The sequence below is a fragment of the Sphingomonas astragali genome, from assembly GCF_051400615.1.
Lineage (GTDB): Bacteria > Pseudomonadota > Alphaproteobacteria > Sphingomonadales > Sphingomonadaceae > Sphingomonas.
In genome coordinates, this window is the sequence record NZ_JBLFFH010000001.1 from 781,015 (window position 1) to 806,676 (window position 25,662).

Here is a 25,662-nt window from a genome sequence, read left to right on the forward strand (position 1 = left end):
CCGCCCGAAGAGAGGCAGCCCCTCGGCGCTTAATACACCCGCTTCTTCGGCTTGATGTACTCGACGTCGTCGGTGAGCGTGTAGTCGTGCACCGGGCGGTAGTCGATCTTGGTCGCGCCGCCCTTGCCGCCCCAGCCGTCGAAGGTGGCGATGGTGTGCTTCATCCAGTTGGCGTCGTCGCGCTCGGGATAGTCCTCGTGCATGTGCGCGCCGCGGCTCTCGGTGCGGTTGATCGCGCCGCGGATCGTCACCATCGCCTGGCCGATCAGGTTGTCGAGCTCGAGCGTCTCGACGAGGTCGGTGTTCCAGATCAGCGAGCGGTCGGTGACGGCGATGTCCTGCATCGACGCATAGACCTGCTCCATCCGCGCGATGCCTTCCGCCATCAGCTCGTGGGTGCGGAACACCGCGCAATGCGCCTGCATGGTGCGCTGCATGTCGAGGCGGATGCGCGCGGTCGGCGTGCCGCCCTTGGCGTTGCGGAAATGGTCGAGACGGCCGAGTGCCAGCTCCTCCGAGCCCTTCGGCAGCGGATTGTGAGGCGTGTCGGGCCTGACGATCTCGGCGATGCGCTTGCCGGTGGCGCGGCCGAACACGACGAGGTCGATCAGCGAATTGGAGCCAAGGCGGTTGGCGCCGTGCACCGAGACGCACGCCGCCTCGCCGACCGCGAACAGGCCGGGGACGACCGCGTCGGGATTGCCGTCACGCAGCTGCACGACCTCGCCGTGATAGTTGGTCGGGATGCCGCCCATGTTGTAGTGGACGGTCGGCACCACCGGCAGCGGCTGGCGGGTGAGGTCGACGCCGGCGAAGATCTTGCCGGTCTCGGTGATGCCGGGCAGGCGCTCGTGCAGCACCTTGGGATCGATATGGTCGAGGTGGAGGAAGATATGGTCCTTCTCCGCGCCGACGCCGCGGCCCTCGCGGATCTCCATCGCCATCGAGCGCGCGACGACGTCGCGGCTGGCGAGGTCCTTGGCGCTGGGGGCATAGCGCTCCATGAAGCGCTCGCCCTCGGCATTGGTGAGGTAGCCCCCCTCGCCGCGCGCGCCCTCGGTGATGAGGACGCCGGCGCCGTAGATGCCGGTCGGATGAAACTGGACGAACTCCATGTCCTGGAGTGCCAGGCCCGCGCGCAGCGCCATGCCGCCGCCGTCGCCGGTGCAGGTATGCGCCGAGGTCGCCGAGAAATAGGTGCGTCCGTAACCCCCGGTCGCCAGCACCACCGCATGGCTGCGGAAGCGGTGGATCGAGCCGTCCTCCATGCACAGCGCGATCACGCCGCGGCAGGCGCCATTCTCCATGATCAGGTCGATGGCGAAATATTCGACGAAGAAGTCGGCGTCATACTTGAGGCTCTGCTGGTAGAGCGCGTGGAGCATCGCGTGGCCGGTGCGGTCGGCGGCGGCGCAGGTGCGCTGCGCGGGCGGGCCCTCGCCCATGTTCTGCATCATGCCGCCGAACGGGCGCTGGTAGATCCTGCCCGCCTCGGTACGGCTGAACGGCACGCCGGCGTGCTCGAGCTCGTAGACCGCGGCCGGGGCCTCGCGGACCATATATTCGATCGCGTCCTGGTCGCCGAGCCAGTCGGAGCCCTTGACGGTATCGAACATGTGCCAGGTCCAATGGTCCGGGCCCATGTTGCCGAGGCTGGCGGCGATGCCGCCCTGCGCCGCGACGGTGTGGCTGCGCGTCGGGAACACCTTGGTGATGCAGGCGGTCTTGAGCCCGCTCTCGGCGATGCCCATCGTCGCACGCAGGCCCGAGCCGCCGGCACCCACGACGACGGCGTCGTAGCTGTGGTCGATGATCTTGTAGGCGTCAGGCATCAGGCGGGCGTCCCGGTGAAGGCGATCTTGAGCACCGAGAAGATGGCGACCGCCGCCGCCCCCACGGTGAAGAAGTTGAGCAGGAGGAGCAGCACGATGCGGCTCTCGTCGTGCTGATAGTCCTCGATCACCACCTGGAGGCCCAGGCGGAAGTGATAGAAGACGCTGACGATCAGCAGCACCATCGGGATCGCCGCCCACGGCGAATGCAGCCAGCGGGTGATGCTCTCGAAGTCATGGGCCGGCAGCCGCGCGAGGCTGATCACCAGCCACAGCATCAGCACCAGGTTGGAGCCGGAGGTGATCCGCTGGTTGATCCAGTGATGCGCGCCCTCCTTGGCGCTGCCGAGGCCGCGGACGCGGCCGAGCGCGGTGCGGTTCGCCATGGTCATTTCCCCCAGATCAGATAGGCCCAATAGGCGATGGTCGCGAGGATGCCGAAAGCCAGCACCGCGATCGACGACGTCTTGTTGCCTTTGAGCTCGAAATTGGCGCCGACATCCATGAACCAATGGCGGATGCCGTTGGCCATGTGGATGAAGAAGGTCAGCGTCAGGCCGATGCCGAAGACATAGCCGACGACGTTGAGCCCGCCGGCCTTGTAGGTGAACGGCTCGAGGAAGGTGGCATAGGCCTCCTTGCCCGAAGCGGCCGCGGCGAGCCACCAGACCAGCAGCACCGTTCCCACCGTCGCCATCGCCGAACCGGTGGCGCGATGCAGGATCGAAACCAGCATGTGCGGGCCCCATTTCCAGACCTGGAGATGCGGCGAGAGCGGGCGGTTGACGTTGCGGGCGGTGGCCAAGACGGTTCCTTTCGGCAGGCGAGAGGTTCCTTACGCCGGTCGGCTCATGATGCAAGCATCTGAACGCCGGTCAGGCGGCGCGCGCCTCCTCCAGCAGCCGGGGCGCGCGCAGATACATCTCGATCCGCTGCACCACGAACATGCCGAGCGCGAAGACGATCAGCATGTCGGTGACCGTCATGGTGTCGAGATGAACGGATTGTCGGCCGCCATCATCGTCCGCGCGCCGTTTAGCCTTTGGAAGGGCTTCCTTTCTTGCCCGATTTGACCCGGCGCCCACCCACGAGCCAGGCCTCGGTGGCGATGAGGGAGACCGAGACGATCCGCTAGGCGCGCAGCCCCTGCAGCAGTTTCGGCACCTCGCCGCTCTCACCGCGCGCTTCGGCCATGAAGCGCTCCTTGAGCGGCGGCAGCGCCTGTACCGCGGAGAGGCCCAGCCGGCGCACCGCGCTGGCGGTCCTGCCGGGGATGCCGAACAGACGGGTGAGCCCGTCGGTGGCGGCGGCGACCATGAAGGTGTCGAGGCTGCGCCAGCGCTCGTAACGGGCAAGCAGCTGCGCGTCGCCGAGGTCGAGCCCCAGCCGCTTGCCGTCGACCAGCACCTCGACCAGCGCCGCCACGTCGCGGAAGCCGACGTTCACCCCTTGGCCGGCGATCGGATGGATGCCGTGCGCCGCATCGCCGACCAGCGCGAGCCGCTCGGCGGTGATCCTCGCCGCATGGTGGAAGCCGAGCGGATGGCTGAACCGCCCGGTCAGCAGCGAAAGGCCCCCGAGCACGCCGCCCATCTTCTTCTCGCACTCGGCGAGGAAGCCGCGGTCGGAGAGCTTCAGCATCCCCGGCGCGGCGTCACGCCGCACCGACCACACGATCGCCGAGCGATGGCCATGCTCGTCGTCGACGAGCGGCAGGATCGCGAAGGGACCTTCGGGATAGAAGATCTCGAAGGCGATGTTGCCGTGGCTCCTCTCATGATGGAGCGAGGTGACCAGCGCGGCATGATCGTAGCTCCAGCGCGCGACCTTGAGCCCCGCCGTGTCGCGCGTCGGCGAATTGCGCCCCTCGGCCCCGACCAGCAGCGGCGCGGCGACCTCGCTGCCGTCGCTCAGCGTCGCGCGGACGCCATGAGCGTCGCGCGTTACCTGAGCCGCCCGGGTCTTCATGCGCAGGTCGAGCCGCGGCGCCGCGTCCGCCGCCGCCATCAGCGCCGCGCGCAGGCGACGGTTCTCGAACATCACGCCGAGCGCCCCTTCATCCTTCTCCGGCACGAAATCGAGCCCGCCGGGCGCCAAGCCGTCGCTCACCCGGATATGCCCGATCGGGCAGCCGAAGCCGGCGAGCCGCCCGCCGACACCGATCGCCTCCAGCATCCGCATCGGCGCGCTGGCGATCGCCGAGGCGCGGCCGTCGAAGTCGGCGGCGAGCACCGCGGCCGGATCGGCCGGGTCGACGATGATCGAGCTCAGCCCATGCGCGTCGAGCGCGATGCCGAGCGCGCTTCCGACCAGACCGCCGCCGAGGATGAGGACGTCCGCACGTTCCATAAGCCCTGCCCTAGAGATCGGTCCCGTTCAGATCGGAGCCGCCTCATGCTCCTGCGAAGGCAGGAGCATGAGGCGGCAAGCGATCCGCCCGTGGTCCAGGGCTCCTGCTTTCGCAGGAGCACAGTCAGCTTCACCTGGCGTCGGCCCTAGCCCGGCTCGCCGCCGCTGCCAATGCCGCCGCCTTGACGTCGAGTCCGTGGGGGAGGACAATAGGGGAACGCCGATGGTCGGCGACGTTCCCGGGGGGACAAGGCAATGGCAACCCGCGCGGCGCCCTTTCTGTGGCGCGACACGATGAAGGCCGGGGCACGGCGCTCAGGCGCGATGATCGGCGCGCTTGCGCTGCTGATCGTCCTCGTGCTGCTCACCCTCGCGCTCGTCAGCTACCATCCGGGCGATCCCTCGCTCAACACCGCCGCGGGCGGCCCGGTGCGCAACCTGATCGGCGCGCCGGGGGCGATGGTCGCGGACTTGCTGCTGAGCATCGCCGGGCCATGGATCGCGCTGATGCTGCCGCCGCTGCTGGTGATCGCGGCGCGCTTGTGGCGCGACCGGCCGGTGGGCCGCTGGGGCGCGATGCTGCGGAACTGCGCGATCGCGATGGTGCTGGTCGCGGCCGGGATGGCGTTTCTGCCGACGGCATCGTGGCTGCGGCTGCCGGCCGGCTGGGGCGGGGTCGTCGGCATCCTGCTCGCCGACCTTTGCCGCTGGGCGACCGGGTTCATCGGCGATGAAGCGGCGGAATTCTGGACGCAGACCGCGGTGGCGGTGCTGCTCGCCGTCGGCGGGATCGTGATCTGGGCGCGCGCGGTCAACCTCGAGCTGCCCGACCGCAGGCTGGCGCTGCCGAGCTTTCGCCGCGATGCGCCCGCCGATGCGCCGGCGGAGCGCGTGATCGCCGAGCCGACGCCCAAGCCGCAGCCGCGCAAGCCGGCTGCGCCGATCGATCGCCCGGCGCCGGTGATCAGCGACCGCACGCTCGCGCCCTCGCTGGCCAAGCCGAGGGCGGAGCAGGGTTCGCTCGATTTCCGCGACAACTACCGCCTGCCGCCGCTCGACCTCTTGAAGCCGGCGCCGCCGAGCGGCAAGGCCGCGGTCGACAAGGCGGCGCTCGAGCGCAATGCGCGCCTGCTCGAAAGCGTGCTCGACGATTTCAACGTCAAGGGCTCGATCGTCGAGGTTCGTCCCGGCCCGGTGGTGACGATGTACGAGCTGGAGCCCGCCGCCGGCATCAAGGCGAGCCGCGTGATCCAGCTCGCCGACGACATCGCCCGCAACATGAGCGCGATCTCGGCACGCGTCGCCACCATCCCGGGGCGCAGCGTGATCGGCATCGAGCTGCCCAACGCCAAGCGCGAGGCGGTCAACCTGCACGAGTTGATCGGTAGCCAGAGCTTCGCCGACCAAGGCAGCGGCCTGCCGCTGGTGCTCGGCAAGAATATCGCGGGCGATCCGGTGGTCGCGGACCTCGCGCCGATGCCGCACCTGCTCGTCGCCGGCACCACCGGCTCGGGCAAGTCGGTGGGCCTCAACTGCATGATCCTGTCGCTGCTCTACCGGCTGACGCCGGACCAGTGCCGGCTGATCATGATCGACCCCAAGATGCTCGAACTCAGCATGTACAAGGGCATCCCGCATCTGCTCGCCGACGTCGTCACCGATCCGCCCAAGGCGGTGCGCGCGCTCAAATGGGCGGTCGAGCAGATGGAGGAGCGCTACCGGATGATGGCCTCGGTCAACGTCCGCAGCCTCGCCAGCTTCAACGACAAGGTGAAGGCCGCCAAGGCCAAGGGGCAGAAGCTCGGCCGCCGGGTGCAGGTCGGCTACGATCCCGACACCGGCAAGCCGATGTACGAGGAGGAGGAGCTCGACCTCGCCCCGCTGCCGCAGATCGTGGTGATCGTCGACGAGCTCGCCGACCTGATGATGACCGCCGGCAAGGAGGTCGAGTTCCTGATCCAGCGCCTCGCGCAGAAGGCGCGCGCGGCCGGCATCCACCTGATCATGGCGACGCAGCGCCCGTCGGTCGACGTCATCACCGGCGTGATCAAGGCGAACCTGCCGACCCGCATCAGCTTCCACGTCACCAGCAAGATCGATTCGCGCACCATCCTCGGCGAACAGGGCGCGGAGCAGCTGCTGGGCAAGGGCGACATGCTCTACATGCCGGGCGGCAAGGGGGTGGCGCGCGTCCACGGCCCCTTCGTCAGCGACGAGGAGGTGCAGGCGGTCGCCGAGTTCTGGCGGTCGCAGGGCGAGCCCGATTACATCGACGCGGTCACCAACGATCCCGAGGGCGACGACGGCTTCGCGATGGAGGGCGGTCCCTCCGGCGACGACAGCCCCGAGGACCAGCTCTACCGCCGCGCCTGCCAGCTCGTCGCGGAGAGCCAGAAGGCCTCGACCTCCTGGCTCCAGCGACAGCTGCGCGTCGGCTACAATTCGGCCGCGCGCCTGGTGGAGCGGATGGAGAAGGACGGGCTGGTCTCGCGCCCCGACCATGTCGGCCGGCGCGAGGTGCTGATGGATCCCGACGGGCGGCCGCTCGCCTGATGAGCTGGGCCAGATGAGTCTCGTCGAGCTCGGCCGCTATGACCGCAACCTCGCGCATCTGCTGGTGGGCAGGCTGGAGTCGGAAGGGATTCCTGCCGTCGCCTTCGACGGCGGCGCCTCGATCGCGGACGGCAGCTGGCTGCTGATCCCGGTCCGCGTGATGGTCGACGAGGACGATCTGGAGGCCGCGCGCGGGGTCGTCGGCGCGGGCTAGTTGACCCTCATCCGCCGGAAGCCGGAATAACGGAAAAAAAACATGATTATAGCCGTTCCGTCATGCCGGACCTGTTCCGGCATCCACCCCTCCACAAGGACCGAAGCTCAAGGCTTAGCCGGAATCGCGAGACTTGTGCTCGGCTGCCCGGTGGACCCCGGCACAAGGCCGGGGTGACGGATGTAGGGCTGATACGTTCAATCCGCCGGAGCTGCCCGATTCTTAGGCACCCCCTTCGCAGCTGCACAAAAATTTACCGCCAATCGACAATTTTCGGTCCCCAGAAACCGCTTTCTCGGCCCGAAATTGCTTTGGCACGCCCCTTGCGTGGCATTTCCTTGCGACTGCGCAAGGGGGTGCCAATGAAATTGGTCATCGCGATCATCAAGCCGTTCAAGCTCGACGAGGTCCGGGAGGCGCTGACCGAGGCCGGCGTCGCGGGCATGACCGTCACCGAGGTCAAGGGTTTCGGCCGCCAGAAGGGGCAGACCGAAATCTACCGCGGGGCGGAATACAGCACGAACATGGTGCCGAAGATCAAGATCGAGGTGGTCTGCGCCGCCGATCTCGCGCCCAAGGTGGTGGAGGCGATCCAGGCCTCGGCCAACACCGGCGCGATCGGCGACGGCAAGATCTTCGTGCTCGATGTCGGTCAGGCCGTCCGCATCCGCACCGGCGAGACCGACGAGACGGCGCTCTGAGATGAAGGGGGGAACGATGAAGCAGATGTTGAAGCTTGCCGCGGCCCTGGGCGTCGGCGCCGTGCTGGCGCACCCGGCCTTCGCCGCCGCGCCCGCGCTGGTGAAGGCGCCGGATGCCGTCGCCCAGGCGGCGATGGTCAACAAGGGCGATACCACCTGGATGCTGACCTCGTCGGTGCTGGTGCTGATGATGTCGATCCCCGGCCTCGCGCTGTTCTACGGCGGCCTGGTACGCACCAAGAACATGCTGTCGGTGCTGATGCAGGTGCTGATGATCGTCTCGGTCGCGGCGCTGGTATGGGTGTGCTGGGGCTATTCGATCGCCTTCACCAGCGGAGGCGACAACCATTTCTTCGGCGGCCTGTCGAAGGCGTTCCTCGCCGGCGTCTCCGGCACCACCTATGCCGCGACCTTCTCGAACAACGTCTACATCCCCGAGTTCGCCTTCGTCTGCTTCCAGATGACCTTCGCCTGCATCACGCCGGCGCTGATCGTCGGTGCGTTCGCGGAGCGGGTGAAGTTCACGCCGCTGATGATCTTCATGGTGCTGTGGCTGACCTTCGCCTATTTCCCGATCGCGCACATGGTCTGGTACTGGGCGGGTCCGGACTTCCTGCCCGACGCGCCGACCGATTATGGCTACCTCTGGGGCAAGGGCGCGCTCGACTTCGCGGGCGGCACCGTCGTCCACATCAATGCGGGCATCGCCGGCCTGGTCGGCTGCCTGATCATCGGCCCGCGCCTCGGCTACAAGAAGGAGCCGATGCCGCCGCACTCCTTGACCATGACGATGATCGGCGCCTCGCTGCTGTGGGTCGGCTGGTTCGGCTTCAACGCCGGCTCGAACCTCGAATCGAACGGGGTCACTGCCGTCGCCTTCATCAACACCTTCGTCGCGACCGCCGCGGCGGCGGTGGCCTGGGCGGTGATCGAGCAGGTCGTGCACAAGAAACCGTCGCTGCTCGGCGCCGCGACCGGTGCGGTCGCCGGCCTGGTCGCGATCACCCCGGCGTCGGGCTTCGCCGCGCCGATGACCTCGATCCTCTTGGGCTTCGCGGTCTCGATCATCTGCTTCTTCTTCGTGACGACGGTGAAGAACCGGTTCGGCTACGACGACTCGCTCGACGTGTTCGGCGTGCACTGCGTCGGCGGAATCGTCGGTGCGATCGGCACCGGCATCGTCGCCGATCCGGCGCTCGGCGGGCAAGGCTTCTTCGACTACACCAAGTTCCCGGCGGTGGTCGGCACCTACGACATGGGCGCGCAGCTGGTGACCCAGATCACCGCGGTCGCGATCACGCTGCTGTGGTCGGGCATCGTCTCGGCGGTGCTGTTCCTGGCGCTCAAATACACCATCGGCATCCGCCCGTCGGCCGAGGTCGAGACCGAGGGTCTCGACATCAACGAGCACGGCGAGCGCGCCTACAACTACTGACGAGGTTCCTCCTGCGGACGACTGGGCCGGCGGGTCATTCCGCCGGCCCTTTTTTATTCGTCGCCGGTGCGTGGAGTGCGCCGCTGCGCGAACAGCCAGGCGGGGAGCTCGGGATCGTCGAACCCCTGGAGCCAGGCATCGTGCCCGACGCCGGGCAGCTCCTTGTAGCGCACCTGGGCACCGACAGCCTTGAGCGCTGCCGCCATCTGCCGCGAATCCTCGACCGGAACGACCGGATCGGCATCGCCATGGACGATCCAGACCGGCAGGCGCGCGATTCGCCTGGCCATCGCGGCATAGGGATCGGGTTCGGACGCGGGGGCGATCGGCTGATACTCGCGGAAGCCGAGCGGCTTGACGAAGCCGCACACCACCACGGTTCCCGCGAACCGATCCGGCTGGTCATAGGCGAGCGCCCAGGTGCCGTTGCCGCCCATCGACAGCCCCATCACATAGACGCGGTTCCGATCGGTGCGGAACTCGCGCTCGGCCGCCGCCAATGCCGCGAGCGCGACGTCCTTGCTGTTCTGCCACAGCCGGTCCTTCAGCACCTGCGGGAACACTATGATCGCCGGCCAGCGCTCGACGTGCTTGCGAATGGCATGGCCGAGCCCCACGTCGGTCTGGAGCAGCCCGTCATTGCCGCGTTCGCCGGCGCCGTGCAGCGCGAGGATGACCGGCAGCTTCTCGCCCGGCCGATAGCCGCGTGGCACATAAACCTGATAACGGTGGCGCACCCCCGCCACCGTCACCGTGCGGTCGAGAAAGCCGGTCTCCCGCGCCTCGGCCGCCGCGGGCGCCAGCCACGCCATCAGCGCCAGCAGGACAGAAACCATTCGCCGCATATCTCATTCTCCGTTGCTTTCACTGCACGCTAGTCGGTCGCGCGGATACGAAAAAGGCCGGAGCGATGCTCCGGCCCTTCGTGTCTCGAAACTGGCGAACGGCTCAGCCGTCGTAGTCCCCGCCGACGTTCTGGTTGCGCGGCGGCGCGGCGGCGGTGAGGCGCAGCGCCTCGGCGGAAGCGGCGAGGCTGCCGATCTCGTCGGGTGCTTCCTCGTCGTCGATCTGCACCTTCTGCATACTCGAGACGAGCGCTTCCTCGAGCTGGTTCGGGGTGACGGTCTGCTCGGCGATCTCGCGCAGCGCCACGACCGGGTTCTTGTCCCGGTCGCGGTCGAGCGTCAGCTCGGCGCCGCCGGAGATCTGACGCGCACGCTGCGCGGCCAGCAGCACCAGGTCGAAACGGTTCGGGATCTTGTCGACGCAATCCTCGACGGTGACGCGCGCCATCCAGCACTTCCTTGGGCAAACGGTGTTCGGGAAAGGTGCTGCACCTAGGGAGTAGACCTGCGAGAGTCAAGGAAAACGGCTTGCCGAGCCCGCGCGGGCGCGCCACATCGGCGGCGTGGACGCGCCTTTGATCCAGCCGACGTTCGAGGTCGAAGGCAATCGCCTGACGCTGCTCGACACCGGCCCCGCCCGGCTGGAGGCGCTGATCGCGCTGATCGACGGAGCCAGGGAAAGCGTCCGCCTGCTCTTCTACATCTACGTTGACGACGCCGCCGGCGCGACCGTGCGCAACGCGCTGATTCGCGCCGCAGGACGCGGGGTGAGGGTGTCGCTCACCGTCGACGGGCTCGGCAGCGAGCACGCCGCGCAGCGCCATTTCTTCGCCCCGCTGGTCGCGGCAGGAGTAGATGTGTGCCGCTTCGTGCCGCGGCTCGGCCGCCGCTATCTGCTGCGCAACCATCAGAAGCTCGCCATCGCCGACGAGAGGATCGCGATCATCGGCGGCTTCAATGTCCAGGACAGCTATTTCGGCACGCCCGCCGAGCAGGCGTGGCGCGACCTCGGCCTCGTCGTCGAGGGTCCCGCGGCCAAGCGGCTCGTCGGCTACTATGACGCCTTGTCGCGCTGGGCGCACCGGCCCAAATCGTCGCTCCGCTCGCTGCGCCGTATGCTCTCGACCTGGAGCGAGCCGGCGGGCCGCGCGCGCTGGCTGCTTGGCGGACCGACGCGGCGGCTCTCGCCCTGGGCGCGGGTCGTCAAGAACGACATCAAGGCCGCGCACCGCGTCGACATCATCGCCGCCTATTTCGCGCCGAGCCCGGCGATGCTGACCCGGCTCGACAAGGCGAGCCGGCGCGGCCGCGTGCGCGTGGTGCTGCCCGCCAAGAACGACCATCCCGCCGCGATCTGGGCGGCGCGCTTCACCTACGCCGGCCTGCTCAAGAAGGGCGTCGAGATCTACGAATATCAGCCGACCAAGCTCCACACCAAGCTGTTCGTGATCGACGACACCGTCCATATCGGCTCGGCCAATTTCGACATGCGCAGCCTGTTCCTGAACCTGGAGCTGATGCTGCGGATCGACGACCCCGCCTTCGCCGCGCACGTCCGCGCCTATGTCGACGGCGAGGTTGCGGATTCGGAGCGGATCACGCCGGAGCTCCACAAGGCGCGCACCGGCTGGTGGACGCGGACCAAGCAGTTCGCCGCCTGGTTCGTGATGGCCGTGCTCGACCCGGAAGTGACGCGGCGGCTGAGCTTCGGCAGCGACCGGAGCTGATCGGTGCAAACGAATCGCAACTGAAACCCGCCGGGCTCCTCGCCGGTTGGCGCGCGGAGGAGAAGATCGGTGGCCGAAGCCAAAATCTTCCGCGACTTGAAGGCGGATCACGACAAGCAGCGCCGGATGCTGAAGGAATTGGGCGAGCTTCGGGGCGATACCAAGAAGCGCAGGATGCTGTTCGAGGAATTCCGCCTCGAGCTCCAGAGCCATGCCGCCGCCGAGGAGGAATCGCTCTACGCGGCGATGCTCGCCGATCCGAAGCTGCGCGAGGACGCCCGTCATTCGATCGCCGAGCACAAGGAGATCGACGACGTCCTCGGGCAGATGATGGAGCTCGATTCCGCCTCCGACGAATGGACCGAGCGATTCTTCCACATGCGCCGCCGCTACGAGCATCATATCGACGAGGAAGAGAAGGAGATGTTTCCGGCGGCCGACAGGCGGTTCGACGGCCCGACGGAGTATCAGCTCGCCAGAACCTACGAGGAGCGCAAGCCGGAGGAATTGGAGCTCGCCAAGGGCAATCCGCCGGGGAGCGACGAGCGCGAATGAGCGTCGGCGGCAACATCGCGGCGGCCTGGGCGGCGGTGCGCGAGGAGGCGGCGGGCTGCACGCGCTGCGATCTCTACAGGGACGCCACCCAGACGGTGTTCGGCGAGGGCCCGCTCGACGCGCGCCTGATGTTCGTCGGCGAGCAGCCAGGCGATCAGGAGGACCTCGCCGGCCGGCCTTTCGTCGGCCCTGCCGGTCAGGTGTTCGACCGCGCGCTCGCGAGCGCCGGCGTCGATCGCGGCCGGGTCTACGTCACCAACGCCGTCAAGCACTTCAAGTTCGAGCGCCGCGGCAAGCGCCGCCTCCATTCCAAGCCCAATGCCGGCGAGATCATCGCCTGCCGCTGGTGGATCGAGCGGGAATCAGCGCTGGTGAAGCCCCAGATGACGGTCGCGCTCGGCGCCACCGCAGCGCGATCGATGATCGGCAAGGCGGTGACGATCACCAGGGCGCGTGGCGCCCCGATCCCGCTCGCCGACGGCAGCGAAGGCTGGGTGACGATCCACCCGAGCTTCCTGCTGCGCATCCGCGACCGGCGGCAAGCGGAGGAGGAGTTCGGCCGCTTCGTCGAGGACATCAAGCGGGCGGCGGCGCGGCTGAAATAGCGGCCGGACGGCGCGTCAGGGGGCTAGGCAAGCGCCGCGGCTTCGGCCACCAAGCCGAGCATGGTGGAACAGATCCTCGGCTGGCTCGCCGGCATCGTCATCGCGGTCATCGAAGCGACCGGCTATCTCGGCGTCCTCATCCTGATGGCGATCGAGAGCGCCTGCATTCCCCTGCCGTCCGAGCTGGTGATGCCGTTCGCGGGCTATCTGGTCTCGCTCGGCAAGATGAACCTGTTCGCCGCCGCCACCGCCGGCGCGCTCGGCTGCAATCTGGGCTCGGTGGTCGCATACGAGATCGGCAAGCGCGGCGGCCGGCCGGTATTCGAGCGCTGGGGCAAGTATCTGCTGATCGGTCCCGACGAGCTCGACGCCGCCGACCGCTTCTTCCTGCGCTGGGGCCGCTCGGCGGTGTTCATCGGCCGCCTCCTGCCGGTGATCCGCACCTTCATCGCCTTCCCTGCCGGCGTCGCGAAGATGCCGCTCATCCCCTTCCACCTCTACACCTTCGCCGGCAGCTGGCCCTTCTGCTTCGCGCTGACCTGGGTGGGGATGAAGCTCGGCGAGGCATGGCACACCGATCCCCGGCTCAAGGAGGCGTTCCATTCGGCCGATGCGGTGATCGGCGTCGTGCTGGTGCTGCTGGTCGGCGGCTATGTCTGGCACCGCGTCCGCAGCATCCGCAAAGCGCGCTAGAGTCCGCTTGAGCCTGACCTGCGCCGATCCAGTCCCAGGGTCGGATCCGGCCAGTTCTTATTTGTTCCGCGGCCGTTTCACGCGAGGTCGATCAAACTCTAGGCCGGGCTGACGTCGAGCCACAGTCCTCCCTGCGGCCGCAGCGTCACCGTGCCCAGCGGCTCGACCGGACGGCCCGGCGTCGGTGCATAGCGGCGCGCCGCCAGCCACTGGGCGAGGATCACCAGCGCCTCGGTGATTGCGAAGCGCATTCCGACGCAGGTGCGCGGGCCGCCGCCGAAGGGGATGTATTGGAAGCGGTGGCGCTCCGCCTCGCGGCCCGGCGCGAAGCGGTCGGGATCGAAGGCGTCGGGATCGTCCCACAGCCGCCGGTGGCGGTGGATCAGCCAGGGCCAGATCGAGACGATGTCGCCCTTGCGCACGACCAGCTCGCCGAGCCGGTCGTCGTCCGCCGCCTCCCGGTCGAAACGCGGCGCGGGGGGGTAGAGGCGCAGCGCCTCGTCGAGGATTTGGCGCAGATAGGGCAGCCGCTCCGGCAGCGTCGTGACCTCGCCTGCCAGCGCAGCCGCCGCCTCCGTCCGTGCGCGCTCCTGCACCTCCGGCGCGTTGGCGATCAGGTACATGCTCCACGCCAGCGCATTGGCGGTGGTCTCGTGTCCGGCGAGGTAGAAGGTGGCGGCATTGTCGACGGCGAGCTTGATCGCCTCGACCGGCGGGAAGCGCTCGCGCAGCGCGCGGATCACGCCGCCCAGGAAATCGTCGCCACCGTCGGGCCCGCGCTCGCGCACGATCGCGGTGAGCGTGGTGCGCAGGAAGCGCCGTCCGGCATGACCGGCGCGGATTTTAGATGAGAAGCCGATCGCCGGCAGGCCGAGGATCGCCGACATGCGGACCGCGCCCGCCGCCTCCAGCGCGGCGGTGATGTGGCGGCTCGCCGCCGGCGTCACCAGCCGCCGGTCGCCGGAGAACAGCGCCTCGGCGATGATCGTCATCGTCGCGTCGGTCGCGGCGGCGGCGATGTCGATCGTGCCGCGCGCGGGCCAGCCGGCCATGCGCCGCTCAGCGGCAGCGGCGATCAGCGGGGTGAGCGCCGCCACCGCGCCGGGCGCGAAGCTTGGCGCCACCATCCGCCGCTGCTGCCGCCACAGCTCGCCGTCGGCGGTGAGCAGCCCCTCGCCGATGATCGGCGCGATCAGCCGCTTGACCACGCGGGGTTTCACATAATTGACGGCATTGCCGAGCAGCACGCGCTCGATCATGTCGGGATGGCGCGGAAAGTGGATCGTCAGGCCCATCAGCCGGCGCGTGATCGTCCAGTCCTCGAACGCGCGGTGCGTCCAGCCCGCGACGGCATTGCGCGACCGCTCGCCGAAGAAGGCGCTCCAGGCCGGCCGCAGGCGGTTCGGCCGCGGCGGATGAACGGGGACGAAGCTCATGGCATCAATGGCATCAGTCTGTCCGCGATCGCCTTCACCTTCTCGGCGCGGCCGGGCGCATGGGCCTCGACCATCGCATGATAGCGCGCCAGCGTCTCCGGCGCGGCGCGCTCGGGCGATCCGCTGTCGAACGGCGGGGCGGGGTCATATTCCAGGCTGAGCTGGACGAAGCGGGCGTGCTCCTCGCCGCGGATCGCCGCGGTCAGCGCGAGGGCGAAGTCGATCCCCGCGGTCACGCCGCCGCCGGTCGCGCGGTTGCGGTCGAACACCACCCGCTCCGCCACCGGCTCGGCGCCGAACCAGGCGAGCTGGTCGCGCGAGGCCCAATGGCAGGCGGCGCGATAGCCGCGGAGCAGCCCCGCCGCGCCGAGCAGCAGCGATCCGGTGCAGACGCTGGTGACCCAGGTCGCGCCGGCGCCCACCTGCCGCAGCCAGGCGAGCGTCGCGTCGTCCTCCATCGCCGCGACGGTGCCGAAGCCGCCCGGCACGCACAGGACGTCCGCCGCCGGCACCTCGTCGAAAATGGCGGTCGGCAGCAGCGGGAAACCGGCATCGGTCGGCACCGGATCGCGCGTCTTCGCGACCAGCGCGATGCGGGCACCGCCGAGCCGCGACAGCACCTGTGCCGGACCGGTCAGGTCGAGCTGGGTGACGTGCGGATAGAGCAGGAAGGCAATGGTGATCGGCTCGGGCATGGCAGTCCTCCTCAACGTAAAGGGGTACCCAGGCGAGCGGCGTCAGGCCCGCGCGCTTCCCGATGGTGCTCCATCCCGAATCGCCAGTCACGTGCGGCGTGACCGGAGCCTAGCGCAACCGGCGGCGAGGCTGAACCCTGCCGGCCGCCCTATTGCCCGCCTGCGCTCCTACTCGCCGCCATCGCCGCGGCGGCCTGGGGCGAGCCTTCGGGCAGCACCACCAGCGTCCAGTCCTTGTCGGGGCGCAGGTACTTGGCCGCGAGCGCCTGGATCTCCTGCGGAGTCGTCCCGGCGAGGTCGCTGGCGAGCGCGTCGACCGCCTTCATCCGTCGAGGATCGAGCGTGCCGCCCTCGGTCTGTTCGAGCCAGAACATGTTGCCGGTCGAAAAGCGCATCATCTGCTGCGCGATCGGCAGCAGCGCGCGCTTCAATTCGTCGGCGTCGACCGGTTTCGCCGCCAGGTCCGCGGCGATGCCGCGGGCGAGCTCGAAGAAGAAGCCGGTCTTGTCGGGCGGCACCATCCCCATCGCCATGACGCGGCCGCCGCCCGGCATCCCGACCGGCCATTGCGAGTCGACGTTGGGGGTGTAGCTGATCCCCGCCTTCATGCGCAGCTGGTTGAGCAGCCGGTCGCGGAACACCGCCGCCAGCACGTCGAGCCGCCGGCCCTCGCCGATGCCCTCGACGCCGCCGCCGGTCGGCCAGGCGATCACCGCCGCCGCCTGGGTGTCGCGCCCGCCATGGGTACGCACCACCGGATTGGCGACATGCGCCGGGAACTTCGCCGCGGGCGCCACCGCAGGAGCGGGCTTGCGCGGCTTGAGCGCGCCGAAGCTCCTCGCCACCGCGTCGATCGCGGCCTCGGACTTGACGTCGCCGAACACCTGCACCTCGATCGGCCCTTCGGCGAGCAGCGGCGCCCACAAGGCGCGGAAGCTCTCGGGGGTGAGCTGGTCGATCTCCTCGCGCGACGGCGTGCCCCAGCGCGGATCGCCGGCGTGGAGCAGCCCCTCGAGGTCGCGCGCGAGCACGCCGTCGGGCGACGCGCCGAGCGCGGCGTAGCTCGCCAGCAGCGCCGCCCGCGCCCGCATCACCGGCTTGGGGTCCCAGCCGGGCGACTGCAGCTTGGCGGCGAACAGCCGGAGCTGGTCGGGCAGGTCCTCGGCCGAGGTGGTCGCGCCGACGACGAAGGCGTCGTCGTCGGTCGCGAAGTCGTAGCCGATCCGGCGGCCGCCGGTGAGGCGGTCGATCTCCTCCTGCCCCATCTTGCCGATCCCGCTCGGCATCAGCGCGAGGTCGGCGGCAAAGGCCGGCGTCGGCCGGTCGGAGGGCAGCGCGGTCAGGCCGCGGCCGAAGCGCACGCGGACGTAGACGCGGCTCACCTCGGACGGATTCTCGAACAGCAGCATCGTCACGCCGTTGGCGAACTCGATCCGCTCCATCTTGGGGTCGGCGAGCGCGACGGTGCGGCTGACGACCTTCCCCTTGGGACCGAGCTTCGGCAGCTTGTCGAAGCTGACCTTGGACAGGCGGGCCGCGGCCTCGGCGGCGCCCTTGACGTCGGTCTTGAGCGCGGCCGCGAGTTCGGCGGCGGCATCCTCGCCGGGGGTGGGGCTGTTGATCACCGCCCGCAGCGCGGTGCCGGAGAACACCGCCTTGGCCGAGGCCTGCACCGCCGCCGGCGTGAAGAACTTCTTCTTCACCGCGTCCTGGAAGATCGCGTAGCTCGTCGCCATCGTCGTCGTGGTCTCGTGGATGTCGACCGCCTCGACCATGTCGTCGGCCTTCTTGGCCCCGGCTTCGACCTTGGCGCTCGCCACCTGCGCGCGCATGTTGGCGTCGATCTCGCTCACCTCGCGGTCGATCTCGGCCTGGGTCGGGGGCGCGGCCATCGCGTCGGCGATGGTCTGGCGGACGTCGCGCAGCGCCGCCTGCCAGTCGTTGCCGAGCGGCAGGATGTTGACGAAGGTGACGTTGGCGGAGCGCGACACGTCCTGCAGATCGGTGCCCGCCTGGATGAAGCTGCCGCCGCCGCGCGCCCGCGATTCGAGGCGGCGGTTGACGATGCGGGTCGCGATCATGTCGACCATGCGCTTCTGGTTGAAGATGATGGTGTCGTCGCCGATCGTCCACGGCCGCAGATAGGCCATCGACAGGAGCGGCGGCAGCGACGGCTCGACCAGGCTCGCGGTATCGGGACCGGCGCCGGCGGCGGGCTTGCCGAAGTCGGGGCTCGGCGTCGCCGGTCCCTCGCCCTGCCAGGAGGAGAAGTGGCGCTGGATCAGCCGCTCGGAGATGATCGGATCGATGTCGCCGGAGATCACCACCACCGCGCGCTCGGGCCGGTACCAGCGCTCCTGGAAGGCGCGCAGCTTCGCCGGCGTCGCCGCCGTCAGCGTCTCCGGCTTGCCGATCGGCGAGCGCTTGGCGAGCAGCTGGCCGGCGAAGAAGGTCTCGCGCGTGAGGTCCGCGAGCCGCAGCTGCGGTCCCGGCTGCTCGCGCGCCTCGGCCAGCACCACCGGGCGCTCCGAATCGAGCACGGCCTGGGTCAGGCTGGGCCGGTCCATCATGTCCTCGAGGATCTTGAGGCTCTCGTCGAGATTGGCCTCGGTCGCCGACGGCAGGTCGAGCTTGTAGACCGTCTGGGTGAAGCTGGTGCTGGCGTTGGTGTCGGCGCCGAAGGTCGCGCCCATCCGCTGCCAGATGCGCATCGCCTCGCCGTCCGCGACATGCTCCGAGCCGCGGAAGGAGAGATGCTCGATGAAATGGGCATAGCCGAGCTCGTCGTCATGCTCCATCAGCGATCCCACGTCCATGCGGACGCGGATCGCGACCTGCCCCGGCGGCACGCCGTTGCGGCGCACGGCATAGCGCAGGCCGTTGGGGAGAACGCCGAACCGCCATTCGGGATCGGGCGGGATGTCGCTGCCCTTGTAGAGCCAGCCGGGCTGCGTCTGCGGCGCAGGCGGCGGCGCCTGTTCCTGCGCCGGGGCGGCGACGGCAGCGGCGAGCAGGGGGAGCGCGACGAGCGCCGGGCGGAGCACGCGGGGGAACCAAATCATCGCCGCCGATTTAGCCGGGTTCGCCATCTCCCGCCAGCATCACTTGCCGCAGCGGCGAGGCGACTGGTTGCGATGGCCGGGAGGCTGCCGCCGCACTGCCATGATTTTGACCCAAGTCGCGCCTAGCGCGCGGCCCAGCCGCGATCGCCGCGCCAATGGGCCGGGCACCTGCGATCCGGCGGAGTGCAGCCGTAATGGGCGAGTGTTATGGACGTGAAGCTTGACAAGTCGGAGCCCGCTGCCCGGGCAGGAACCGGAGACCGCCCCCCCTCGCGCATCCCCGACATCACCGCGATCTCCGGCGCACCGGCCGATTCGCGCCGGCTCGAGGACGGACGGTTCGAGAAGGTCCGCGGCCGGCCGCTGATCGTGCAGCTCGGCAAGCGGCTGCGCCAGCCGTTCGACCGGGTGATCGCCTCGTCCTCGCTGGTGCCGAACGATCCGGTGCTCGACGTGCGCGACTTCCCCTGGACGGCGGAGCTGCGTGCCAATTGGCAGGCGGTCCGCGACGAGGCGGTGGCGGTCGCGCTCCAGGGCGGCGTGGCGCCGAGCCTCGCGACGATCTCCCCCGATCACCGCGCGATCGCCGAGGTCAACATGTGGAAGTCCTTCTTCCTGTGGGGCTACGGCTATCCGATCGAGGAGAATCTCGAGCAATGCCCGGCGACCGCCGCGCTGGTCGAGACGATCCCGGGGCTCAACAGCGCCTTCTTCTCGATCCTCGAGCCCGGCACGCACATTCCGGCGCACCGCGGCGTCACCAAGGGGCTGATCACCTGCCACCTGGGACTGATCGTCCCGCACGAGGGCGACGTCAGGATGCGTGTCGACGAGCGCATCGTCCGCTGGTCGGAGGGCGAGACCCTGGTGTTCGACGACACCTACGACCATGAGGTGTGGAACGACACGGGCGGCACCCGCGTCGTGCTGCTGATCCAGTTCGAGCGGCCGCTGCGCCAGCCCGGCAAATGGTTCGCCGACCTGTTCCTCAACGTCGCCCGCCGTTCGGCGTTCGTCCAGGAAGCGCGCGAGAACATCCTGAGCTGGAACGCGGCGCTGAAGGCGATGGATGTTTGAGCGGTCGGGACCGACTCGCTAGTCGGTTGCTTCCGTCCTTCCTTCTTCGTCACCCCGGCCTTGTGCCGGGGTGACGGTTGGTAGCGGGCTATGGAGCCCCCCCAAAATTCCAATGGCGATCCACCTGGCGTTTCGGTCTTGCGCCTTGATCGCGAGCCTGTGCGGGCCCAAATGCATACCATGCTGATCGAGACCGAAGCCACGCCCAACCCGGCGACGCTCAAGTTCCTGCCCGGCCGCGCCGTGATGGAGGCCGGCACCCGCGACTTCGCGACGCCCGAGGAGGCGGCCGCCTCGCCGCTCGCCGAGGCGCTGTTCGATCTCGGCGACGTCACCGGCGTGTTCTTCGGCCGCGACTTCGTGTCGGTGACCGCCGCGCCCGGCGTCGAATGGCATGACCTGAAGCCCGACGTGCTGGCGGTGCTGCTCGATCATTTCTCCGCCAACATGCCGCTGTTCCGCCCGGGCTCGGCCGCTGGCATCGCCGTGCCGCCCGAAGGCGCCGAGTTCGCCGACAACCCCGAGGACGCCGATATCATCGCCCAGATCCGCGAGCTGATCGACACGCGCGTGCGCCCCGCGGTCGCCAACGACGGCGGCGACATCGTCTATCGCGGCTTCGACCAGGGCAAGGTCTATCTGCAGATGCAGGGCGCCTGCTCGGGCTGCCCCTCGTCGACGGCAACGCTGAAGCAGGGTATCGAGCAGCTGCTCAAATATTATGTCCCCGAAGTGACCGAGGTCCGCGCGGTCTGATCTTCGGGGCGGGGGAGAATTGCATGGGACAGCCGCTCGACGACGCCGGGCTCGATACGATCTTCCGCACCGCGCGCACCTATAACGGCTATACCGACGCGCCGGTCACCGAAGCGGACATCCGCCGCATCTACGACCTGCTCAAGCTGGGCCCGACCTCGGCCAACCAGCAGCCCGCGCGCTTCGTCTGGCTGCTCAATCAGGAGGGGAAGGACAGGCTCGCCGCACTCGCGAGCCAGGCCAACGCTGCCAAGATCCGCAAGGCGCCGGCGTCGGTGATCATCGGCATGGACCTGGAGTTCCAGGAGAACCTGCCCTGGCTCTTCCCGCACGCGCCGGACGCCAAGAGCTGGTTCCCCGAAGGCGAGATGCGCTTCAACAACGCCTTCCGCAATTCGTCGCTGCAGGGCGCCTATCTGCTGATCGCCGCCCGCGCGCTCGGCTTCGACACGGGGCCGATGTCGGGTTTCGACAACGCCAAGGTTGACGAAGCCTTTTTCGCGGACCAGCCGAGCGTCCGGTCCAACTTCATCGCAACGCTGGGACATGGCGACCCCTCCACCATCTTCGAACGTCTTCCCCGCCCCGAGTTCGAGCGGTTCAATCGCGTCCTCTGACCTGATACTCGTCATCGAGACCGCGACCGCCGCCTGCTCGGTCGCGCTGATCGCCGACGGCACGGTGCTCGCCGCGCGCCACGAGGTGGTCGGCCGCGGCCATGCCGAGCGGCTGGTGCCGATGATCGCCGAGCTGCCGGGCGAGGGCCGCGCGGCGCGCATCCTCGTCGACTGCGGCCCCGGCAGCTTCACCGGCATCCGCGTCGGCCTGGCCGCGGCGATCGGGCTCGGCATCGGTTGGGGGGCGGAGGTCCGGGGCTTCTCGTCGCTGGCGCTGGTCGCCGCGGCGGGTTTCGCGGCGCGCCCGGGCCTGGGCGAGCTTGCCGTGGTGCTCGAAGGCGGTCACGGTGAGGTGTTCATGCAGAGCTTCGCCGCCCCGCTCGCCGAAATCGACGCGCTCGCTTCGCTGCGCCCGGAGGCGGCGCTCGCCGAGCTTGCCGGGCGTCCGGCCGTCGGCAACGGCGTGCGCCATCTCGCCGCGCTTGATTCGTCGCTCGACCTCATCGAGGCGCTGCCCGATGCCGCGCAGGCCATATCGCTGCCGCCGGCCTTCGCCGCGCTGCCGCCGCGGCCGATCTATGGCCGCGCACCGGATGCCGTCGCCAAGCCATGAGCGCGAAGCTGATCGACCTGCGCGCGGGGGACGCCACCGACCTGCCCGAGGTGTCGGCACTCATGGCGGAGGCGTTCGATCCGCGCTTCGGCGAGGCATGGACGCTCAACCAGTGCCTGGGAATGCTGAGCCTGGGCGGCGTCTGGCTGACGCTCGCCTACGATCGTGGGCGGCTTGCCGGCTTCGCGCTCGCCCGCGCGATCGCGGGTGACGGCGAGCTGCTGCTGCTCGCGGTGCGGCCGGCGAAGCGCGGCCGCGGCATCGGCGCGGCGCTGCTTCGAAGCGTGATTGCCGACGCCGAAGCACGGTTGGCGACGCGGCTCCATCTCGAAGTCCGCGCCGGCAATGATGCCGTCAATCTCTACCGTGCTAATGGTTTCGCCAAGGTCGGCGAACGACGCGATTATTATCGCGGTATTACCGGTCAGTCCTTTGATGCGCATACCTATGCGCGGGAACTGTCGGTCAGCCGAGTCGGCTAATCGTGGTAAGCAACGATTGCGCTTGCGTTCGCTTGCAAATCGTCCGAAAGGCCCTCGCGGGGGCTGTACGGTGCAATAACATATATGGGGATCAAGGAAACGACCATGGACAATACGAACGATCTACAGGAAACGCTGGTCACGCTGACCGCTGATATTGTCGCTGCGCACGTCAGCAACAACAGCGTCGCGGTTTCCGATCTTCCGCTGCTGATTCAGAATGTTCACGGCGCACTTGTGGGTCTCGGCACCCCCGCTCCCGCGCCCGAGGTCAAGCAGGAGCCGGCGGTTTCGATCCGTTCGTCGATCAAGCCGGACTACATCGTGTGCCTCGAGGACGGCAAGAAGCTCAAGATGCTGAAGCGGCACCTGATGACACACTATCAGATGACGCCGGAACAGTATCGCGCGAAGTGGAACCTGCCCGCCGACTATCCGATGGTCGCACCCAATTATGCGGAGCAGCGTCGTTCGCTCGCCAAGAAGATCGGCCTCGGCACCAAGCGTCGCAAGTCGCGCTGAGCCTTCCGGCATTTGTTCGAGGAGGGAGTCGGCCGCGCCGGCTCCCTCTTTTTGCTTCTGAGCCCACCGGCCGGAACACGCCTTGTCGCTTATTGCGAGTCGGTCGCCCTTTCTTCTCGCACCCGTTCGCATTACATGCGCATCATGGCGCGCAAGATCGATCTCGAAGCTCTCTGTCACGAAAAGGGACTGCGCATCACCGAGCAGCGCAAGGTGATCGCCCGCGTCCTGTCCGAGGCGGAAGACCATCCCGACGTCGAGAAGGTCTATGAGCGCGCCTCGGCGATCGATCCCGGCATCTCGATCGCGACGGTCTATCGCACCGTCCGCCTGTTCGAGGAGGCGGGCATCCTCGACCGCCATGATTTCGGCGACGGCCGCGCCCGCTACGAGCCCTCGCCCGAGGCGCATCACGACCATCTGATCGACGTCGAGACCGGCCGCGTGATCGAGTTCGTCGATCCCGAGCTCGAGCAGCTCCAGAAGCAGATCGCGGAGAAGCTCGGCTTCCGCCTGGTCGACCACCGGATGGAGCTCTACGGCGTCTCGCTCGACCGCAAGAGCTGAGCGCGGTTCGGGCCGGACGGTGATCCCGTGGCGCTGAGCCCCGAGGCCCGGCTCGCCGCCATCGAGGGCCGTCCGCCGCCGATCGACGCGCTGGGATGGTGCCGCATCGCCCTGCGCGCCGCGGGACTGGTCGCCGGGCTGATCCTGTGCGTGCCGCTCCATTATCTCTGGCATCTGCTGCGGCTCGGCTCGCCGTGGCCGCGCATCTTCCTCGGCTTGGCGGCGCGGATCGCCGGCGCGCGCGTGACCCGGGTCGGCGTGCCCTTGAAGCGCGACGTCTTCTACATCTCCAATCACCTCAGCTGGATCGACATCCTCGCCGTCGCCGGCGCCTCGGGCTCGGCGTTCGTCGCCAAGGCGGAGATCCGCGACGCGCCGGTCGTCGGCTGGCTCGCCGGGCTCAACCGCACCGTCTTCGTGAGCCGCGAGGACCGGATGGGTGTCGCCGAGCAGATCAATCAGCTGAAGGACGCATTGGCCGAGAACTGGTCGGTCACCGTCTTTCCCGAAGGCACCACCACCGACGGCCGTTCGCTGCTCCCGTTCAAGACGCCGATGCTGCGCGTGCTGGAGCCGCCGCCGCCCGGAGTGCTGGTCCAGCCGGTGATGCTCGAATATGGCGCGGTCGGCGAGGAGATCGCCTGGATCGGCGTCGAGACGGGCGTCGACAACGCCAAGCGGCTGCTGTCGCGCAAGGGCAGCTTCCCGCTCAGGGTGCATTTCCTCGAGCCCTTTCATCCGCGCGACTTCCCCGGCCGCAAGGCGATCGCCGCCGAGAGCCGCCGCCGCATCGAGGAGGCACTGATCGCCGCGCTCGGCGAGCCGCTCCGGCCGTTCCGCTACTCGGTCGATCCGGTGCGCTATGCCGCTCCCGCGCCGACGGGTTCATCTGAGCCGCCGACCGCGCTATAGGCGCGCGCCTGATGCGTGATCCCAAGACCTTCCACGTCAAGTCGTTCGGCTGCCAGATGAACGTCTACGACGGCGAGCGCATGGCCGAGCTGATGGGCGAGGCCGGCCTCACCGCCGCGGCCGACGCGGGCGAGGCGGACCTCGTCGTGCTCAACACCTGCCACATCCGCGAGAAGGCGACCGAGAAGGTCTATTCGGCGATCGGGCGTCTCCGCAAGGACGGCCGCAAGCCGATGATCGCGATCGCCGGCTGCGTCGCGCAGGCCGAGGGCGAGGAGATCGCGCGCCGCGCCAAGGTCGACGTCGTGGTGGGTCCGCAAGCCTATCACAACCTCCCGGAGCTCGTCGCCAAGGCCGCCAGGGGCAGCCTCGCGCTCGACACCGACATGCCGGCCGCGAGCAAGTTCGCTGCGCTCCCCGCCCGCCGCAAGGTCGCGCCCTCGGCCTTCCTGACGGTGCAGGAGGGCTGCGACAAATTCTGCACCTATTGCGTGGTGCCCTATACCCGCGGCGCCGAGATCAGCCGGCCGTTCCAGGCGATCGTCGACGAGGCCAGGGCGCTGGTCGACGCGGGCGCGCGCGAGATCACGCTGCTCGGGCAGAACGTCAACGCCTGGGGCCAGGACGAGGGCGGGCTGGAGACGCTGATCCGCGCGCTCGACCGCATCGAGGGGCTGAAGCGCATCCGCTACACCACCAGCCATCCCAACGACATGACCCAGGGCCTGATCGACGCGCACCGCGACGTCGAGACGCTGATGCCCTATCTCCACCTGCCGGTGCAGGCCGGGAGCGACCGCGTGCTGAAGGCGATGAACCGCAGCCACACGCGCGACTCCTACCTGCGCATCCTCGACCGCGTCCGCGCCGCACGGCCGGACATCGCGCTGTCGGGCGACTTCATCGTCGGCTTCCCCGGCGAGACCGACGCCGAGTTCGAGGAGACGCTGAGCCTGGTCGACGCGGTCGGCTACGCCCAGGCGTTCAGCTTCAAATATTCGCCGCGCCCGGGCACGCCGGCGGCGGAGATGGGCGGCGCCGTCCCCGCTGAGCTCGCCGACGAACGCCTCCAGCGCCTCCAGGCCGCGCTCAACCGCGATCAGGCCGCGTTCAACGCGGCGACCGTCGGCAAGCGCTGCGAGCTGCTGATCGAGCGCCCCGGCAAGCTCCCCGGCCAACGCATCGGCAAGTCGCCCTGGCTGCAGTCGGTTCACCTCATGACCGACGCGGCGATCGGCGAGATCGTCGAGGTCGAGATCGTCAGCGCCGGCCCCCATTCGCTGGGCGGCGTCCAGCGGCTGCACGCGGCGGCGTGACGCAGCCGCGCGCCGGCCGCCCATATTTCCCCTGTCCACGCCGCGCCGCTTCTGCCACAGTCGCACCAGCGATGCAGCGCGGACCCGCAGCTTTCTTG

Annotated in this window: 25 protein-coding genes, 1 pseudogene and 1 riboswitch; of the genes and pseudogenes, 17 read left to right on the forward strand and 9 right to left on the reverse strand. The window is 69.0% G+C overall.

The genetic code is table 11. The features are described from left to right. Positions 1–29: 29 nt before the first annotated feature. From sdhA to ACMGER_RS03975, 4 genes are all read right to left on the reverse strand, one after another. Complete coding sequence (gene sdhA / locus ACMGER_RS03960; RefSeq protein WP_436810810.1) at positions 30–1,832, reverse strand: succinate dehydrogenase flavoprotein subunit; 1,803 nt, start codon at positions 1,830–1,832, stop codon at positions 30–32. Further along, positions 1,832–2,218, reverse strand: coding sequence for a succinate dehydrogenase, hydrophobic membrane anchor protein (gene sdhD, locus ACMGER_RS03965; RefSeq protein ID WP_436810811.1), 387 nt, complete (start codon positions 2,216–2,218; stop codon positions 1,832–1,834). The genes sdhA and sdhD overlap by 1 nt, the downstream gene beginning before the upstream one ends. Positions 2,219–2,220: 2 nt before the next feature. Beyond that, positions 2,221–2,637: a succinate dehydrogenase, cytochrome b556 subunit gene (sdhC, locus tag ACMGER_RS03970; RefSeq protein ID WP_436810812.1), complete on the reverse strand. Its 417-nt coding sequence runs from the start codon at positions 2,635–2,637 to the stop codon at positions 2,221–2,223. Positions 2,638–2,963: 326 nt separating this feature from the next. Then, positions 2,964–4,181 (reverse strand): FAD-dependent monooxygenase, encoded by a 1,218-nt coding sequence (locus tag ACMGER_RS03975; RefSeq protein ID WP_436810813.1) that lies wholly within the window; start codon positions 4,179–4,181, stop codon positions 2,964–2,966. A 255-nt stretch (positions 4,182–4,436) separates the two neighbouring features. On the opposite strand from ACMGER_RS03975, the gene ACMGER_RS03980 reads away from it, so the two are divergent. The 4 genes from ACMGER_RS03980 to ACMGER_RS03995 all read left to right on the forward strand — a co-directional run bounded on the left by ACMGER_RS03980 (position 4,437) and on the right by ACMGER_RS03995 (position 9,084). After that, positions 4,437–6,734 carry an FtsK/SpoIIIE family DNA translocase gene (locus ACMGER_RS03980; RefSeq protein WP_436810814.1) on the forward strand — a complete coding sequence of 766 codons (2,298 nt, stop codon included), beginning with the start codon at positions 4,437–4,439 and terminating at the stop codon, positions 6,732–6,734. A gap of 13 nt (positions 6,735–6,747) precedes the next feature. After that, the gene (locus tag ACMGER_RS03985; protein ID WP_436810815.1) at positions 6,748–6,948 is read left to right on the forward strand and encodes a putative signal transducing protein; all 201 of its coding nucleotides are present in this window, start codon (positions 6,748–6,750) and stop codon (positions 6,946–6,948) included. A gap of 362 nt (positions 6,949–7,310) precedes the next feature. Next, positions 7,311–7,649 (forward strand): P-II family nitrogen regulator, encoded by a 339-nt coding sequence (locus ACMGER_RS03990; protein WP_436810816.1) that lies wholly within the window; start codon positions 7,311–7,313, stop codon positions 7,647–7,649. A gap of 16 nt (positions 7,650–7,665) precedes the next feature. After that, a complete protein-coding gene (locus ACMGER_RS03995) occupies positions 7,666–9,084 on the forward strand; it encodes an ammonium transporter (RefSeq protein WP_436810817.1) in 1,419 nt (472 codons plus the stop codon). 53 nt (positions 9,085–9,137) lie between these two features. Here ACMGER_RS03995 and ACMGER_RS04000 read toward each other — a convergent pair whose 3' ends face one another. Next, positions 9,138–9,920: a carboxylesterase family protein gene (locus tag ACMGER_RS04000; RefSeq protein WP_436810818.1), complete on the reverse strand. Its 783-nt coding sequence runs from the start codon at positions 9,918–9,920 to the stop codon at positions 9,138–9,140. A 112-nt stretch (positions 9,921–10,032) separates the two neighbouring features. Further along, a complete protein-coding gene (gene rpoZ / locus ACMGER_RS04005) occupies positions 10,033–10,377 on the reverse strand; it encodes a DNA-directed RNA polymerase subunit omega (RefSeq protein WP_436810819.1) in 345 nt (114 codons plus the stop codon). 115 nt (positions 10,378–10,492) lie between these two features. On the opposite strand from rpoZ, the gene ACMGER_RS04010 reads away from it, so the two are divergent. From ACMGER_RS04010 to ACMGER_RS04025, 4 genes and pseudogenes are all read left to right on the forward strand, one after another. After that, entirely contained in the window at positions 10,493–11,656 is a 1,164-nt protein-coding gene (locus tag ACMGER_RS04010) for a phospholipase D-like domain-containing protein (protein WP_436810820.1), read from the forward strand. A gap of 69 nt (positions 11,657–11,725) precedes the next feature. Beyond that, entirely contained in the window at positions 11,726–12,211 is a 486-nt protein-coding gene (locus ACMGER_RS04015) for a hemerythrin domain-containing protein (RefSeq protein ID WP_436810821.1), read from the forward strand. Next, positions 12,148–12,816, forward strand: a pseudogene (locus tag ACMGER_RS04020) (UdgX family uracil-DNA binding protein); the annotation flags it as partial. The gene ACMGER_RS04015 and the pseudogene ACMGER_RS04020, both read left to right, overlap by 64 nt. 60 nt (positions 12,817–12,876) lie before the next feature. Further along, the gene (locus tag ACMGER_RS04025; protein WP_436810822.1) at positions 12,877–13,509 is read left to right on the forward strand and encodes a DedA family protein; all 633 of its coding nucleotides are present in this window, start codon (positions 12,877–12,879) and stop codon (positions 13,507–13,509) included. Between the two features lie 98 nt (positions 13,510–13,607). Here the strand turns inward: ACMGER_RS04025 and ACMGER_RS04030 are convergent, their stop codons facing one another. The 3 genes from ACMGER_RS04030 to ACMGER_RS04040 form a co-directional block, all read right to left on the reverse strand. After that, positions 13,608–14,945, reverse strand: coding sequence for a cytochrome P450 (locus tag ACMGER_RS04030; protein ID WP_436810823.1), 1,338 nt, complete (start codon positions 14,943–14,945; stop codon positions 13,608–13,610). After that, positions 14,942–15,640, reverse strand: a complete 699-nt coding sequence (locus ACMGER_RS04035; RefSeq protein WP_436810824.1) for a DJ-1/PfpI family protein — start codon at positions 15,638–15,640, stop codon at positions 14,942–14,944. Before ACMGER_RS04035 ends, ACMGER_RS04030 begins: the two co-directional genes overlap by 4 nt. A 19-nt stretch (positions 15,641–15,659) precedes the next feature. Further along, positions 15,660–15,741, reverse strand: a riboswitch (ZMP/ZTP riboswitch). A 48-nt stretch (positions 15,742–15,789) separates the two neighbouring features. After that, a complete protein-coding gene (locus ACMGER_RS04040; protein ID WP_436810825.1) occupies positions 15,790–18,702 on the reverse strand; it encodes a M16 family metallopeptidase in 2,913 nt (970 codons plus the stop codon). A gap of 207 nt (positions 18,703–18,909) precedes the next feature. On the opposite strand from ACMGER_RS04040, the gene ACMGER_RS04045 reads away from it, so the two are divergent. From ACMGER_RS04045 to miaB, 9 genes are all read left to right on the forward strand, one after another. Then, positions 18,910–19,779 (forward strand): aspartyl/asparaginyl beta-hydroxylase domain-containing protein, encoded by an 870-nt coding sequence (locus tag ACMGER_RS04045; RefSeq protein WP_436810826.1) that lies wholly within the window; start codon positions 18,910–18,912, stop codon positions 19,777–19,779. A 180-nt stretch (positions 19,780–19,959) separates the two neighbouring features. Beyond that, positions 19,960–20,535 (forward strand): NifU family protein, encoded by a 576-nt coding sequence (locus tag ACMGER_RS04050; RefSeq protein ID WP_436811667.1) that lies wholly within the window; start codon positions 19,960–19,962, stop codon positions 20,533–20,535. Between the two features lie 23 nt (positions 20,536–20,558). Beyond that, on the forward strand, positions 20,559–21,152 hold the full coding sequence (locus tag ACMGER_RS04055; protein WP_436810827.1) for a malonic semialdehyde reductase: 594 nt from the start codon (positions 20,559–20,561) through the stop codon (positions 21,150–21,152). Continuing rightward, a complete protein-coding gene (gene tsaB / locus ACMGER_RS04060; protein WP_436810828.1) occupies positions 21,082–21,765 on the forward strand; it encodes a tRNA (adenosine(37)-N6)-threonylcarbamoyltransferase complex dimerization subunit type 1 TsaB in 684 nt (227 codons plus the stop codon). The genes ACMGER_RS04055 and tsaB overlap by 71 nt, the downstream gene beginning before the upstream one ends. Next, a complete protein-coding gene (locus ACMGER_RS04065) occupies positions 21,762–22,247 on the forward strand; it encodes a GNAT family N-acetyltransferase (RefSeq protein ID WP_436810829.1) in 486 nt (161 codons plus the stop codon). Before tsaB ends, ACMGER_RS04065 begins: the two co-directional genes overlap by 4 nt. A gap of 105 nt (positions 22,248–22,352) precedes the next feature. Then, positions 22,353–22,769 carry a Ros/MucR family transcriptional regulator gene (locus ACMGER_RS04070; protein ID WP_436810830.1) on the forward strand — a complete coding sequence of 139 codons (417 nt, stop codon included), beginning with the start codon at positions 22,353–22,355 and terminating at the stop codon, positions 22,767–22,769. 144 nt (positions 22,770–22,913) lie between these two features. Then, positions 22,914–23,336 (forward strand): Fur family transcriptional regulator, encoded by a 423-nt coding sequence (locus tag ACMGER_RS04075; protein ID WP_233784814.1) that lies wholly within the window; start codon positions 22,914–22,916, stop codon positions 23,334–23,336. 27 nt (positions 23,337–23,363) lie between these two features. After that, positions 23,364–24,248 (forward strand): lysophospholipid acyltransferase family protein, encoded by an 885-nt coding sequence (locus ACMGER_RS04080; protein ID WP_436810831.1) that lies wholly within the window; start codon positions 23,364–23,366, stop codon positions 24,246–24,248. A gap of 11 nt (positions 24,249–24,259) precedes the next feature. Then, positions 24,260–25,564, forward strand: a complete 1,305-nt coding sequence (gene miaB / locus ACMGER_RS04085) for a tRNA (N6-isopentenyl adenosine(37)-C2)-methylthiotransferase MiaB (protein ID WP_436810832.1) — start codon at positions 24,260–24,262, stop codon at positions 25,562–25,564. The last annotated feature ends 98 nt before the right edge of the window (positions 25,565–25,662 follow it).